At 57.6% G+C, this 14,087-nt stretch carries 11 protein-coding genes; 8 read left to right on the top strand and 3 right to left on the bottom strand.

All coding sequences use genetic code 11. From position 1 onward, the window contains the following. Positions 1-153: 153 nt before the first annotated feature. From VF629_RS01180 to VF629_RS01165, 4 genes are all read left to right on the top strand, one after another. Positions 154-954, top strand: a complete 801-nt coding sequence (locus VF629_RS01180; protein WP_331056608.1) for a protein NO VEIN domain-containing protein — start codon at positions 154-156, stop codon at positions 952-954. Positions 955-1,257: 303 nt separating this feature from the next. Next, positions 1,258-2,034, top strand: coding sequence for a DUF6577 family protein (locus VF629_RS01175; RefSeq protein ID WP_331056607.1), 777 nt, complete (start codon positions 1,258-1,260; stop codon positions 2,032-2,034). Further along, complete coding sequence (locus VF629_RS01170) at positions 2,031-3,146, top strand: nucleotidyl transferase AbiEii/AbiGii toxin family protein (RefSeq protein WP_331056606.1); 1,116 nt, start codon at positions 2,031-2,033, stop codon at positions 3,144-3,146. Before VF629_RS01175 ends, VF629_RS01170 begins: the two co-directional genes overlap by 4 nt. Positions 3,147-3,202: 56 nt before the next feature. Then, complete coding sequence (locus VF629_RS01165; RefSeq protein WP_331056605.1) at positions 3,203-3,469, top strand: hypothetical protein; 267 nt, start codon at positions 3,203-3,205, stop codon at positions 3,467-3,469. A 41-nt stretch (positions 3,470-3,510) separates the two neighbouring features. Here VF629_RS01165 and VF629_RS01160 read toward each other — a convergent pair whose 3' ends face one another. From VF629_RS01160 to VF629_RS01150, 3 genes are all read right to left on the bottom strand, one after another. After that, positions 3,511-4,350, bottom strand: coding sequence for a hypothetical protein (locus VF629_RS01160; RefSeq protein WP_331056604.1), 840 nt, complete (start codon positions 4,348-4,350; stop codon positions 3,511-3,513). A gap of 33 nt (positions 4,351-4,383) precedes the next feature. After that, on the bottom strand, positions 4,384-6,450 hold the full coding sequence (locus VF629_RS01155) for a toprim domain-containing protein (protein ID WP_331056603.1): 2,067 nt from the start codon (positions 6,448-6,450) through the stop codon (positions 4,384-4,386). A gap of 117 nt (positions 6,451-6,567) precedes the next feature. Continuing rightward, positions 6,568-8,781, bottom strand: a complete 2,214-nt coding sequence (locus VF629_RS01150) for a DUF3945 domain-containing protein (protein WP_331056602.1) — start codon at positions 8,779-8,781, stop codon at positions 6,568-6,570. 480 nt (positions 8,782-9,261) lie between these two features. Here VF629_RS01150 and VF629_RS01145 point away from each other — a divergent pair, with 480 nt between their 5' ends. The 4 genes from VF629_RS01145 to VF629_RS01130 are packed head-to-tail and all read left to right on the top strand — an operon-like array spanning position 9,262 to position 14,069. Next, complete coding sequence (locus VF629_RS01145) at positions 9,262-11,169, top strand: KAP family P-loop NTPase fold protein (protein WP_331056601.1); 1,908 nt, start codon at positions 9,262-9,264, stop codon at positions 11,167-11,169. Positions 11,170-11,172: 3 nt separating this feature from the next. Continuing rightward, positions 11,173-11,979 carry a hypothetical protein gene (locus tag VF629_RS01140; RefSeq protein WP_331056600.1) on the top strand — a complete coding sequence of 269 codons (807 nt, stop codon included), beginning with the start codon at positions 11,173-11,175 and terminating at the stop codon, positions 11,977-11,979. 2 nt (positions 11,980-11,981) lie between these two features. After that, positions 11,982-13,313: a Qat anti-phage system QueC-like protein QatC gene (qatC, locus tag VF629_RS01135; protein WP_331056599.1), complete on the top strand. Its 1,332-nt coding sequence runs from the start codon at positions 11,982-11,984 to the stop codon at positions 13,311-13,313. Positions 13,314-13,325: 12 nt separating this feature from the next. Next, positions 13,326-14,069 carry a TatD family hydrolase gene (locus VF629_RS01130; RefSeq protein ID WP_331056598.1) on the top strand — a complete coding sequence of 248 codons (744 nt, stop codon included), beginning with the start codon at positions 13,326-13,328 and terminating at the stop codon, positions 14,067-14,069. Positions 14,070-14,087: the final 18 nt, after the last annotated feature.

Genomic DNA, 14,087 nt, shown 5'->3' with positions numbered 1-14,087 from the left:
ACGGCAGGCAAGCTTGGCCGTGGCCCTGCCTAAACCAGCCGTTGAGAAGCAGATTTTGCTCTTTTGGCGGAAGCGTCACCGCCGGTAATAGCCGCTGGAATCAGGAAGCAGAGGCGGGTCGGGAGTTCTGCAACAGCCACTGCCCTTTACCTATTGCAAAGCTTAGGCTGGAAGACAACTGCGCGCGCCCACCTGGAAAAACAAATGCGCCCGGAGGAGAAGGCGCGCTGGGATGCTTTTCTGCAAGCTGAAGCCGATGGCATTGACATGGCAGCCGCTATTCAAGCGCAGCGAGCAAAGCAGCAACTCCAACGCGACCAAGAGAAAAAGCGGTTGGAACAAGCCCCCCCGCTCGATGCTAATAATTTCACAGCGCGGCCGTTTGCGCCTACTACCAGCAAGCCGGCCGATATCGGAGAGCGCCAGAAAGGCCCGCTGGGTGAGGGTAACGACGTCGACGATGCCGGTGATGTTTCCACAACCAAGCCGGGGTCAGCCTTACGAAAAGGCATAGGTGAGCGTGGCGAAGAAGTGGTTTGGCTGCAACTACAGAAAGAATTTGACGAAAACTCTTCCCTTACCCGAGTAGTACGGAATCCTACTTACGCCCTTTATACCAGTGCCATCGAAGAAGTTGATTACGAACTAATCCATGGCAATACGGAGACATCCCTCAGTGAGGGCTGCGATTTTCTTATAAAGAAAGGGGGCGAAATCATTCGGTATATCGAAGTGAAAGCCACCTCTGAAACCAGGAAAACGGCTTTTGAAGTAAGTGAAAGGCAGTGGCGAGTAGCCTCTACGCTTTGGAAAAAGCAGAGAGGGGAGCAGTACGAACTTTGGTTTGTCCATGGGGCTTTGACGGCAGGACCGACCTACACTACTATCATAAATCCAGTCGAGCGGTGGCGCAATGGTGAGTTAGGAGCTGCTCCTGTTTTGATTGAGGTGTAAATACTGCTTGGCAATTTATTGCAGGTGAAGCTCTTGCTTACGAGACTTTTCCTTGCAAAATCCTTGGTTGCAGAGTGCTGTTGGTTATGCACTGGTAATTGTACCACCCGCATCGCCCGACGCAACAGCTCTATACATTGAGTAGCCTTCGATGCATTCCATTCATTGACCCCAGTCACCACCTCGACGTTTTCCTACGCATATTCTCGTCAGCGCCTGCTTCGTCAGTGACCATACCACAGCAATCTTGGCAATCCATGAAAGATATGCCAACAATCGGCATTCGTTGGCGTATCTTGCAGCATGCATTCGTCCGACGAGCATTTTCTGGCAACCGTAGAGGCTCAGCTTCACCATTGGTTTGACAATCAGCCCGTGCTTTCACGCAAGGAACTGCTGGCGCGGGTGGCCACACTGAATCCGGCGCTTAAGAAGGCCACACTCGACGTGTATCTGCATCGGCTAACCCAGCGCAACCAACTGGCTCACTCAGGCCGGGGAGTATATGCCCTACCGGGTGGGCCTTTAGTAGCCGACTTCACCCCAGCGGTGCCGCCGGAACTGGCGAACCTGTGGCAGGCAGTTGCTACCGAGCTATTCCTAGACAATGGCTGCGCGTGGACCACGCAGTGGCTGAACGACTTCACCACTCACCAACTGATGCGGACCGTGCAGCTGGTAGAAGTGGCGCCCGAGGCGCTGCAATCAACCTATTACGCCCTGAAAGACCGCCTGGGGGGGCGCGTGTTTCTGCAACCCGATGCCCGCGTGCTGGAGTTGTACGTGGCCGAAATCCCCGACGCCGTGCTGGTGCTGCCGCTGGTGAGCCGCGCCCCCGTGCAGCGCGTGGCCGACACGCCCGTGCCGCGCCTGGAGAAGCTGCTGGTGGACCTGCTCAGCGACCCCACGGTATTCGCGGCCTACCAGGGCGAGGAGCTGCGCACCATTTACCGCACGGCTGCCCGCCAGTACCGGCTCGATGGCCGCACCCTGTTTTCCTACGCCAAGCGGCGGGGCAAAGCGCTCGCCCTACGCGAGCTGCTGCTAACCGTGGGCCTTTCCTCGCTGCTTCCCACATGATTACGACAACCTCTTTTACCCGCGAGTGGATGATGGACCACTGCCAGCAGCGCCCCGGCCTGGACCCTTCAATTCTGGAAAAAATGATTCTGGCCCTGACCCTGGTCGAGCGGTTAGTCGGGACCGGGCTACCCTTCACGTTTAAGGGCGGGACCTGCCTGGTGCTCGTGCTGGGCCAGGCCCGGCGCTTTTCCGTGGACGTAGATTTGGTCACCCAAGCCGAGCTGGCAGCCATTGAGGCGGCCCTGACGCAGGTTTGCGCGCAGCCCCCGTTTCGCTCGTTTGCCTACGACGCCACCCGCAGCCACAAGGACGACGTACCGCGGGGCCATTACTACGTGTTCTACGACTCCGCTCTGGACCAGCAGCTGCTGGCCGAGCACCCGCAGCGGTCCATCGCCATCGACCTGCTGTTCGAGGAACACAACTACCCGCAGGTGCTGCAATTGCCCGTGGCCTCCTCCTTCCTGCACCAGGTGGGCGAACCACTGCGCGTGGCGGCCCCGAGCGTTGAATCCATCGCCGGCGACAAGCTCACGGCCTTTGCCCCGCGTACTACCGGCATTCTTTACGGCAAGGGCAAGGAGCTGGAAATCATCAAGCAGCTTTTTGATTTAGGAGTACTTTTCGACCAGGTGCAGCATGTGGCCATCGTGGCCGAATCATTTGCCGGCACCGTGGCCAAGGAGCTGCGCTACCGCCACCTGACCGAAGCCAGCGCGGCCGACGTGCTGGTAGATGCCCTGCAAACAGCGTTGCTGCTGGCTCAGATGAAGCTAAACCGGGTGCCAGCCAAAGAGCCGGCCCCGGCCGAGCTGCGCCGCGGCATTGCCGGCTTCCGCAACTTCGTCATCGACGGCGCTTTCCGTGAAGACCAGGCCGTGGCCGCTGCCGCCCGCGTGGCGTACCTGGCCGTCCGGCTGCTCGTGGAGGATTACAGCCCCCTACCCCGTCCCGAGGCCGGTGCCGACCCACGCAACTTCTTCGTGCCGCATCCCGACTTCAACTACCTCAACAAGCTGCGCTCGGTGCCGGGGGACGCGCTGTTCTACTGGCACCATACCGTGGCCCTGCTGGAAGGGCACGGGCAACTGGCGTGGCTGGGTATGTAGCGCGTTCTGCTGCCAGGCATGGTCGCCCAGCCCGTTCACAATTAGTTGCTTCCCTTATGTATACCGCTAGGATTGACCTTACGCTAACGCAGGAAGGCCGCCACCTAACCTTCTCGAAAGAGCTGTTGGAAATGGCCCACATCTTCCGCCGGGTGGGCGGTGATGCTGGCCCCTGGCAGCGGGTGGCTGTCAATGCTCGTTCGCCCTACCTCGACACAGATGTTTTTGCACCGGGTACCCGCCTGGAATACTACGTGCAATACGCAACCCAGCAGGATGCGCCCGAAGAACGTAGCCACATTGTCAGCATCGCGCTGCCTTGAGCAGCTTTCCGGCGACTACCCAACCCCGTTAGTGTCGGCATTCAGGCTTTCATGAGCCGCCGTACAAAGGTGAAAGAATCGTCGGTTTCGAAGTCGTCATCGAATAACAGGAGCCCATCCATGTGCTGCGGAATGAGCGTGCGCAGCCATGCATCGTTAGTTGCTGCGAGCGCCAAAGCATTTTTAAGACGAAGTGTAGCGCAGAAGGCGGTGTTTATTGCCAACAGGGTTGACCCTTCCAGTTCATTAACAACTCCGTTTCCGAACTTATCCAGAAGCTTTGCTTTGATTCTGTCCGCGAAGTGGGTGTCATCCTGGTTCAGGTCGAAAAAGCCTTCAACTTCAAGGTCTTTGTTTGGCATGTAGACTTCGTAGTGAACAACCGTGCCGTTGCCATCGGTCGCGGTTAAGTCAACATCCTTCACGGTACCGGTATCTGCGCGCGTGAACTTTGTCTCAAATTTCACTTCCTCGCCGCGAGCTGCTAATTGATACGCAAGGGAAAGCTCACTCAGGGTTGGCAACAAACCCAACTCGTTTAGATTTTGGACCTTTCCCCGGAAGCTTCTGTTTGCTTTTAACTCCGGAAAATTTTGCAAGTACAAGCTCAGCTTCCCTAGCATGCTCCTGTAAAGTTTCAACGGCTCGGATTCCTGGTGGGTAAGCAGGCCCCAACCTGTTGCCACCGAAATATAGAGCAGGTTCCGACTAGGATTTATGGTGAAAAAATAGTCGTCGAGGCTTGGGTTTGCATAGAACTCCAGCTTCCTGACCCACCCTTTGAAATCCCCTGGTTTAACAATCTCATTCAGGACCGGAAAAGCCTTTTTGCAGGTTTCGAAGTAGAGAATACAGTCTGCAACACTATTAAAAATTGTCATTACACCTGTTGTTGAGCTTTGCGCGTGATGCCTTTATAAACGGGGACGGCTTCGTTGATTGACTTCCTGGGTAGGCGAAAGAGGCTTCTGTAGTATTTGCACTGCCTGCCGTAGCTGCGCTACCGCTGGATTGGCTTTTAGCCCCTCCAATTTATCGAGGGCCGTCAAAACCTTCCCAATATTTTCCTGATTCACTCCCGTAAGCGCCGGCTTTGTTAGCAACTGCTTGCTCACCTCTTGCAAACGGGCCGCATCCAACAGCGCGGCGCTCGCGCGCAGCTCCCGGGCCACCTGGCCTGCCGCCTCGATAAACGATTGCCGGGCCTGGTCGTGAGCGGGAGAATCACTAGGCACCAACTGAGGCCCGGCCCGACGCTGCTGCTCCTGCGCGGCGGCGAGTTGTCGGCGCCCGGCCGCATCCTGCACTGGCTCAATGACCGTGGCCCTGGGATTCTGCCGCAAGGCATCCAGCGCATCACTTATGGCCGGCAGTTGCGGCGAATCGAGCCGGTAGCGTAGCGTGAGTTCTGTGGCAATTTCTCGGGGCACGTTCGACTCCAGCTTAAGAGCGTGGTCAATGGTGAGCCCGACCCTTTCGAGGTTCTCCCGCAGGGTGGGCAGCAGCGCCACGGCATCACGGCTTTCCCGAAGCTCGACCACGAGCAGCCGCTCGCCCTGACTGCGGGCCTGCGCCGCGTGCTGTTGCGTGATTTTGCCGCTGCCTTCGATGACGGGGTTGTCCCAATGCTGCTGGCCAAAGCCGTACTGGTCCTCGTCGATGCCGCTCAGTTCGTGCTGCACCACCCGCTGCAGCTGGTCTTGTTTGAGGTCCTGGTTCCAGTCCTTGCCCTGGCTTTTCACAATCTCCACGCGGTGCGCAAACGCCAGCGCCCGGCTGGCTGCCTGGTTGAAGGCCCCCAGTGCCTCGCGGCTCATCGGCACGTGAAACTGGTAGGTATGGGCTCCCAGCTTGTTAGAGTGAATCAGCTCGTCGCGCAGGGTCTGGCTGCTGGCCGGATTGCCCGGCTGCCCGTTTTCCTGAGCGTATTGGAGGGCGGCTTGGTCGTTGTAGCTTTTGAGGTGCTGACTGAGCGCCTGCACGCCAGCCGGGTGGGCGGCCGTGATTTCAACGGTCAGCAGGTGCTCATGCTCCCGAACCACTTTCATGGGATTCTGCTCGCTGGCCAGACCGGCTAGCAGCCGCGTATCGAAGTGGTGGCCCTGCGTATCGTTGTCGAAGGCGGCCCGGATGGCCGGAATATGCTCCTCGTTGAGCAGCCGCTTCAACTCATAAATCTTGTTCTGCGTGAGTGTACCAGCTGTCGAGGCATACAGGGCGCTTTCGCCGGGGTGCAACTGCGCGTAGGACAGCGTATCGAGGGCCGATTCGCTGACTACCAGCACTGCTGCCGGCCGACCCTCAGGCAGCTTGCTCAACCACAGCGAGCGGGTGAACTGGCTTTCGGGAGCCTGGCCCTTGAAGCCCTCCCCTTTCAGCTCCAGCCCCACTACCCGCCCTTCGTGGTAGGCCGGGAAAGCCGTGTTGACGTAGGTTCTGGCCGGCATCCCCTCTTTCTGAACCGTGTAGAGCTGGTTGAGGATGCGGCCCGCAAACTGCGGGTTGGCTATCGTGCTTTTGGTAATACCGCGCCCTTCCAGGTAGGCCGTGTCTTCGAGCGGCCGGCAGTGCTGGGTATAGATGCTGTGAAACTTCTCGCCGGGCGCGGTTTCCACGATGGGCGGCAAATCGAGCCGGGGCCGCTGCGCCTCGGGCAGGTTGAGGTAGGCGCGGAAGTGGTCGTTGACCGACTGCCAGAGGTTGCGTCCGGGCAACTGGGCGATACCGGCAATGCGGTCGGAGCTGACCCGGTTCTTCATCCAGTCGATGACGCTGCCCTTGTCGCGGTCGTCCTGGGCGTTGAAATACATCCAGTCGCCGCCGCGGCCTTTGAAAACCACCAGCGTATCATCGCCCTCGAAAACGTGCCACTTGCCTTTGCCCAGGTGCTCGCCTTTTTTGAGGTTGTAGCCGAAGTGGCTCAGCAGCTCGGGCAGCTCGACCTGCTCCTTAATCTTCTGGAAGGTGAGTTCGTGTTCCATGGTAAAGCGGATAATTTCGAAGGGATGATTTCGAAGAATGGAAGGCAGAAAAAAGAAGCCCGGAAGTAGGCTTCCGGGCTTGTGGTGCTATAAAAAGGTGGTTTGCGGCGGACCTGCCTAGTGGCGGGGGCCTCGGGTTTTTACCTGGGGCGCTTCGGCTTTGACGGGGGCCGCCGCTACGGTCTGGGTGGTGGCCTTCACGGTTTGCTCGGCCTGCGGGGCCTGGCGCTGGCCTAACTCGTGAGCGGCCGGCTTCACTTCGATACAGGCCTTGGCGGCATTCACCTGCACGGTGCCGTCGAACTTCTGCCCGCCGTTGCCGCTGGCCATGTTGGCCAGCGCCACCACCTTACCCTCGCGTAGGTCGTGGCTCTGCTCGGGGGTGAGCTTGACGCCGGCCACGGTGTCGTGCAGCGTCACCTTGCTTTCGGGCAGGACCACTACCTTGTTCATAGCCTTATCCACGGCCACGTAGCCGTTGAACTCCTGCCCCTGCTCGTCCTTGAGGCCCCGAATCAGGCCGGCGTTACCTTCGGTTTCGAGCCGCTGGCGCTGCTCAGGGGTGAAGGGCTGCCCGCCTATTTCATTGGGAATAACCAGCTTCGCCTGGGGCAATTCCATTTTCAGCGTGGCCGTCCCGTCAGCCTCGCGGTGAAGCACCATCTTGCCCTCGAACTTCACCGGCTCCTGCCCTTTCTTGCCCGCCACCTGCATGGGCAGCAAGTCGGTTTTCTCGCCGCTGAGCAGCTTTTGCAGCTGGCCGCTGACTTCTAATTCCTTCAGATTCAAACCGAAGGAGGCCAGCACCTTCTGCGGCACTTCGTCGGATTTGAACAGCGCGGCCGGTGGGGACGGCATGGTGACGGTCTGGTGAGCTTCCTTCCCCACGGCGGGGCCAGCGGCCACGCTGGGCACCTTGCCATCCGGGGCCGGCGGGCTAGGCAACAACTCTGGTTGAGCAGCCCCGGCGTGCCGGGTCAGGCGGGCCTGCAGGTCCTGACGGGTTTTCTCATAGTCGACTTCCAGATTTTGCCGGGTCTTCGGGCCGCCGTTCAGGTGGGCGTAGAAGTTTTTCAGAAACGCCGACGCGGGGTTGCCACTGGTGTCGATGTCAAAAATGCTCTTGCCGTCGCGGATGACCTGCTCGGTGGTTTTGCCCTGCTGCTGGGCTAGCTGCTGCACCCGCTGCGCAGCGGCCGCCTGCTGCACCTGCTCCGGGGCGGTGAGGGCGTGCTTGGGCACGGCCGAAAGCTGGGCGCTGAGCGCATCCCACTGCTTCACGCCGAAGGCCTCGCGGACCTGCTTGCTGCGCTGGGGCTCGTAGTCGTCATCGTAACCTACTTCCTGCCGCCGGGTGGCCGCCTGCTCTGGCTTCTCTACCACAGCCACCCCATTCCCCACTTGCCGAAAGCCTTGCAGAGCCGCTTCCAGCTGGCCCAGCTTGTGCGACTCAGGGTCGTAGCTTACCCCGAAGCTGCCGCTGAGTTTGCCTGCCGGGTCCCGCTCCAGCTGCAAGGCGCCCACTGCTACTCCGGCTTCCCGGAGCTGGTCGAGGTAAGCCCGCATTTCCAGTAGTGGGGCCACCTCGTTTCCCTTCTGCTGCCAGGTGATGCGCAACTCCCCGACCGGCTCCGCACTGGCCGACGCGTCCGGGTCGGGCGCTGGGGCAACGGGGAACTGCTCGCGGCTCGGCTCCTCTCCTATCGATTGGGGCTTCTTCGTCGCGGGGGCTTCTTCTGCTAATTCCGCTCGGGCTTCATCGCGTATTGCATCCGCGTAAGTGGCTCGGCTCTCATCGGGTCCTTGCTGCGCGCGGTTGGCCACTACTTCCAGCTCTGCTTCCGCTTCGGTGCGGGTAGCGCCCGTAGTAGTGGCCACTTCGCTGGCTAACTCCTCGGCCCGGGCCGTCAATTCCGCTTGCTGGGTAACTTGTGGGGTTGCTTTGCCAAATACCTGTACCTGCTGCTCGGGGGCGGTAGCGCTGTAGCCCACGCGGCCCTGCTCAGTGATTTTCCAGTTCTCCCCCACCTTTTCCAGCATGGTGGGCTTTTCCACCGTGAGAAACTTATCCTCCCGGCCGGGGAGCCGGTTGGTGGTAAAGGCCCGCATCAGGGCGTGGTCAAAGGCATTCAGCAGCCGGCCATCCGCGCCGGGCGCCGGCAACAGGGCCGCCTGGTTGGGGTTGGCGGGATTAACCTGAATCTCATAGAGCGAGTGCCCGGCGGGCTCCAGCTGCAAAGCCTGGCCGCTGAGGTTGCCGTTGGACGTCGGCACCGCACTCATGTACCAGCGCTCCGGCGCGGGCGTATTCACTTCATCTTGCTCAGCCATAGGAGGAATGGGTAGGTGAATAAAAGCTGCCCTTCCGGCCGGCGCAGATGCTGCCAGCCCGGAATTCGACGCTGCAAACCTACCGGCCCGCTTTAGGCCCTGGTGAGAAAATTGACGAGTGGCCGGAATTGGGCCGTGAGGTGCAAACTCAGCACACGAATGGTATAGGACAAGAGCGGTAAAACCGAGGTGCAAATTGTCCTCACGAGCGGGTAAGAACCGGCACTCTATTAAGGGCAGAAGTCGTTGCTATTTGACAAATTATTGCTGAACAGCAAGTAATAAACCTCAGTGTGAGCAAGGACATTAATTGCTGATAGCCTTACAATTACGACTCCGCCCCTTCTCAACAGTGGCTGAATCGAATGCTGGACGCCAGGCTGAACAGTAAAAATGAATTAGCTTCCCATCAGCATCCTTAAGCTCGACCGCGTGCATTGAGCTTCTGATGATTACAAGCCGTTTTTAAATCTTGCGTAAATGTGGGCTGATAACGAAACCACCACCGACTTACTAGGCTTCTCAATTCACACTGACCTGGTTCGTTCCGTTATTTTGGAGCCTGGGCTACTTCCTGTCACGATTGGGGTGTACGGCGACTGGGGAGGCGGAAAAACCAGCGTGCTTAAGATGCTTCAACGGGACTTAAATCCGGAGGAAGATGCGGAAGGCTCCCCTGAACATACCAGCCTACAGCGCGTTGCTTGCCTGTACTTCAACGGCTGGCTATTTGAGGGATACGACGATGCCAAGTCGGCACTTCTGAGCTCTATTTTGGTAGAGTTGGGTGAGCATAAGCGCTTCGGCCCTAAGATTCGCGACAAGGCGTTGCAGCTCATCAAATCGGTTAATTGGATGCGCGTCGCGCGTCTCGGCCTGAAGGAAGTTGCCTTACCGGCCCTGTTGGCCACGGCTACTGGTGGTGCCAGCTTACTGCCTTCGGTAGTAGCCAATCTAGCTGGCTTTGTTGGCCTGGGCAATAAAGAAAAACCCAAAGAGGAAGGTGCTGCTCTGGAATGGGACGACCTATTTGGTGAAAAGGCGAAAGCAGAAGGCAGTGCCGACGTCCGCACATTCCGGGAGGATTTTGCCAAGTTGATTGCGGATAGCGACATTGATACGCTCGTCATTCTTATTGACGACCTAGACCGTTGCTCTCCGCAACGCATTGTCGATAATCTGGAGGCCATCAAGCTATTTCTGAGCGTTGACAAAACCGCTTTTGTAATTGGGGCCGACCCGCGGATTGTGCGGCACGCCGTACGCACCGTCTACGGGCAGGCAGCTGGTAGCTCCGAGCTAGAAGGCTATGCCGACCTCGTGACAGAATACCTGGAAAAAGTAATTCAGGTGCCCTATTACTTGCCGTGGTTGTCGCCCTCCGAAGTAGAAACCTACATCTCGCTGCTGTTTTGTCAGCAGCACCTTCAGCCAGCCCAGTACACGGATGTCTGCACTGTCTTCACACAGCATCGGGCCCAGGACCGATACAGTGTTTTTGGGCTGGCTGCTATCAAACAGGTCGTAAACCCACTACCTCAACCCTTGGCAGAGAGCCTGGCCTTTACCAGCGAGGCCAGTGCGCTACTCACAGAGGGGCTAAAGGGCAACCCCAGGCAAGTAAAGCGCTTCTTGAACGCACTAATGCTGCGCCAGAAGTTGGCTGCCGTAGCACAGATGAATCACCTAAAGGATGAGGTACTGGTCAAATTAATGCTACTGGAATACGCTCATCCTAAGCAGTATAAAGAGCTATATGAATGGCAGTCGCAGCACAAAGGTCAGCCGCCACAACTTCAAAAGCTGGAAACCTTGGAGGTGCCTGCCGGGGAAGACGCTGATGCACTTGTCCGCCCGATAGCAGAAACCTGGACCGGGACCCGACTCCGGCGCTGGGTAACCATGGAGCCCCGGCTGGCTGATATAGACCTGCGGGACTATTATTGGATTTCCCGAGACCGGCTATCTTCTACTTTCAGCGGGGTGGCCATGATTCCGCCCCTAGTACGGCGGCTTTTCGCATCCATGGCCAAGCAGGATACCGCTTTGAACGAAAAGCTGCTTCCCGAGGCACGACAGTTGACGGATGTTGAGCGCGGGGCACTCTTTGATTTATTCAGTTCGCATTTGCGGCAGCAACCGGGCGATTTGAAGGTGTTCGATGCGTTGGTACTATTAACGCAGCATCGTTTACCCGACGCAGCAACCACTCTTAAGGAAGCTATCGAGGTAGCTGGCAGCAAAAACGTGCCGGCCTCGGTTGGTGTTCGGCTGCGTAGCATTATTCAGGCCGGGGGTGAAGAAGCGGAAGTACTGCGTTCAACTGTCGAAAAGCTGCAAGCTTCTGAATCACGAGCGGGCCGGGCTTTGCGGCCTAAAAACCAATAAACCATGGGCACCTCTACTGACTATAAATCACCCAGCGGTACAAACTGGCGTGGTCATAAGTCCCGCGTCACACACGCTGCTTCTTCCGGAACGAACGACAGCAAAAAACTGGAAAAGGTAGTTGGCAGTTTTTTGTCAGCGGCTGGTGCACCAGCAACCGGCACGGGGGCAGCAGGCACTGGCAGCGGCTCGGGTGGCGGCGGTGGCAGTGGGGGCCGCGGTGGCGGTGGGCGGAGTGGCGGCGGCTCACGGGGCGGCGTTGGTGGACGGGCCGGGCGAAGCGCAGCCCGACGCTTAGGCAGTTTTGCCTACACGCTAGGAAGCCAGGGGCTTGCCCCCGCTCTACAGGAATTAGGACTGGGCAACTTAATAGGTAGCAACGCTGAATCAATCCAGGATGCACTGGTTGATGTGCTTTGTGAAGATGGCGGCCTGCTGGACGAGGGCGATGCCCGGGCAGCTATGGATGACTCCCTTGTTGAATTACTCGACGGCGCTCAGAATTATCAAGATGTAGAAACTGCCCTGACCGATAGTCTGAGTGCCGCAAATTTGCGAGAGGTATTGTACCGGTTTTTTGGCAACTATATCTATCGGCAGTTGCTGCGGCATCATTATGAGCGTTTGTTACGCGCCCAAGGCCAGCAATCAACCGAGGACTTTTTTCAGGAAGTGAAATCAACCATCCGTAGCTCTATTGACGAGTTCACGACTAAGAATCCAGCTCCGGTATTGAATTGGAGTACTCACGACGTGGAAGGGTTCATCACGCAAGTGCAAGGGGATATTTTCGACATCTTTCAGGCTTAGTCATGGGATTTACTTTAACTATCGCCGAGCCCACCACTCCCGGACAATTTGCTCAGATTCGGCTGACGGATGGTACTAAATCGGCCGCACTGAAGTTTGAGCAAGCAGCGGACCTGCTGCGTATGTATCGGGTTGGCACACCAACAAGCGAATTGGTACTTGATGTTTTATTGCTCGGTATCACTGCCTTTGGCCTTGACCGCTTCGTACCCCGCAGCACGGCGGAAGACGCTTGGACAAGGGAGCTGCAACTCACGCTGCCCGTTTCCGACGTGGCTCTCTGGGAGCAAGTGCGCGAAGGCGCTGAACGCTGTCTGACGTTTATTTCCGGTGATGCGTGGCAGCTAGAATTTGTGCCTCGCACAGAAAAACTCGTATTGCCGGCCGTACCGTCCAATTTTCCAGTGGCACAGGTTGTCTCGCTCTACTCTGGGGGCCTGGATTCCTTTATTGGAGCGATTAATTACTTAGAGGCGAACCCAACGCACGCCATGATTCTCGTTGGGCACCGCGACTATCGGGGCGTGCGGGGCGTACTTTCCGACCAAACCGAAACATACGATGAGCTGAGCCGGGCCTACCCCGGCCGAGCTTATCTCAGGCAGGCGGTCATCGGGTGCGTGCCAGCAACGGAAAACACGTTGCGCAGCCGCTCTTTCCTGTTTCTCTGCATGGGTTTGGTCGCGGCCCACGGCTCCGGTGATAGAACAGCACTTATGATACCGGAAAATGGCAATATCGCCCTTAATTCACCGCTTACTCCTTCCCGCACAGGTAGTTGCAGTACCCGAACTGTACATCCCCACTTCCTCACGTATTTTCGGCGGCTGCTCGCCGGATTAGGTATTCAGAACCCCGTTGAAAATCCACTTGGGCTTAGCACCAAAGGAGAATGCGTGCGCGATTGCCTCAACCAAACACTGCTACGCCGCGCCCAAGGTGCTACCAATTCCTGCGCCAAGCGCAGCCACCGCAGCACTTGGCTCGATAAGCACGCTTCCCACTGCGGCCGCTGCATGCCTTGCATTTATCGTCGGGCTTCACTCCACACAATTGGGGCCGATACTGCGGCTTATGGTCGGGATATTTGCATTGGCGACGTCGACCCCCAAGCTACACTGATTTATACCAACGACTTCCGAGCCTGCCTCTCCCTTCTGCGCTCAAATCCTAGTCAACGGGAAATAGCGCGCGCGCTCCTAACCAGTGGTCACCTGGAACTTAGTGACCTGGCTGCATATGCAGCCGTCTTCCGGCGGGCACTGGCCGAAGTGCGCAGCCTGCTCGCCGCCAAAGGAACACCCGCAATCAAAAGCGCGGCGGGCATTCCATAAAGTTGCTTCTCTATGCTTGATACCCATTGCCACATCGACCAATATCCAGACCCGTTGGCAATTGTCGAGTTGGCAGAAAAGGAGAAGGTTACAACCATTGGCGTGACGACGCTGCCCAGCCATTTTCAGGAGGGTAGGGAATTTGTTAAAAACTTCCGCTATGTACGTCTGGCGCTGGGCCTTCATCCATTAGCGGCCGCTCAGCACACACCCAAAGAGTTATTGCTTTTTAAGCAGTTGTTGCCCTCCACTGCTTTTGTGGGCGAGGTAGGACTCGACTTCTCGCGGGCCGGTAAGGCAACAGCTACTCGTCAGGTGGCCAGTTTTGAATTTGTGTTGGAGCAAATGCAAGGCCGGCCACGCTTTCTGACGCTTCACTCGCGGGGAGCTGAAACACGTGTTTTAGCGATGCTAACAGATTACCAAATGCCAGCTGCTGTATTTCACTGGTATTCGGGTCCAGCAGCACATATCGAAGATATTCAAGCGGCTGGCCACTATTTTTCGATTAATCCGGCTATGCTTCAATCAGAAAATGGTCGGCGAATTATCCAGCAAATAGCTCCTGACCGTGCCCTGTTGGAGTCAGATGGTCCCTATGTGCAGCTAAACAACCGAACAGTATTGCCCACCGATGGAGAACATACCCTTATTCGTTTGGCTGCTTTATGGGGCACTGATGCATTTGCGTTACGCGCGCAGATTCAGAGCAATTTCAACTCACTAATGCGACCAATAAAGGATGCGGCCAAGTGATGGTTGAACAATAGCTGG

Origin of the sequence: Hymenobacter sp. (genome assembly GCF_036388155.1) — a bacterium.
Classification (GTDB): domain Bacteria; phylum Bacteroidota; class Bacteroidia; order Cytophagales; family Hymenobacteraceae; genus Hymenobacter.
Note: the sequence above shows the minus strand (reverse complement) of the source record. Positions and strands in the feature narration are given on the sequence as shown.

Excerpts from the sequence above, each read along its gene's own strand:
- VF629_RS01175 (WP_331056607.1), top strand. The coding sequence starts at position 1,258 with ATGCATTCGTCCGACGAGCATTTTCTGGCAACCGTAGAGGCTCAGCTT.
- VF629_RS01170 (WP_331056606.1), top strand. The coding sequence starts at position 2,031 with ATGATTACGACAACCTCTTTTACCCGCGAGTGGATGATGGACCACTGC.
- VF629_RS01165 (WP_331056605.1), top strand. The coding sequence starts at position 3,203 with ATGTATACCGCTAGGATTGACCTTACGCTAACGCAGGAAGGCCGCCAC.
- VF629_RS01160 (WP_331056604.1), bottom strand. The coding sequence starts at position 4,350 with ATGACAATTTTTAATAGTGTTGCAGACTGTATTCTCTACTTCGAAACC.
- VF629_RS01155 (WP_331056603.1), bottom strand. The coding sequence starts at position 6,450 with ATGGAACACGAACTCACCTTCCAGAAGATTAAGGAGCAGGTCGAGCTG.
- VF629_RS01150 (WP_331056602.1), bottom strand. The coding sequence starts at position 8,781 with ATGGCTGAGCAAGATGAAGTGAATACGCCCGCGCCGGAGCGCTGGTAC.
- VF629_RS01145 (WP_331056601.1), top strand. The coding sequence starts at position 9,262 with ATGTGGGCTGATAACGAAACCACCACCGACTTACTAGGCTTCTCAATT.
- VF629_RS01140 (WP_331056600.1), top strand. The coding sequence starts at position 11,173 with ATGGGCACCTCTACTGACTATAAATCACCCAGCGGTACAAACTGGCGT.
- qatC (WP_331056599.1), top strand. The coding sequence starts at position 11,982 with ATGGGATTTACTTTAACTATCGCCGAGCCCACCACTCCCGGACAATTT.
- VF629_RS01130 (WP_331056598.1), top strand. The coding sequence starts at position 13,326 with ATGCTTGATACCCATTGCCACATCGACCAATATCCAGACCCGTTGGCA.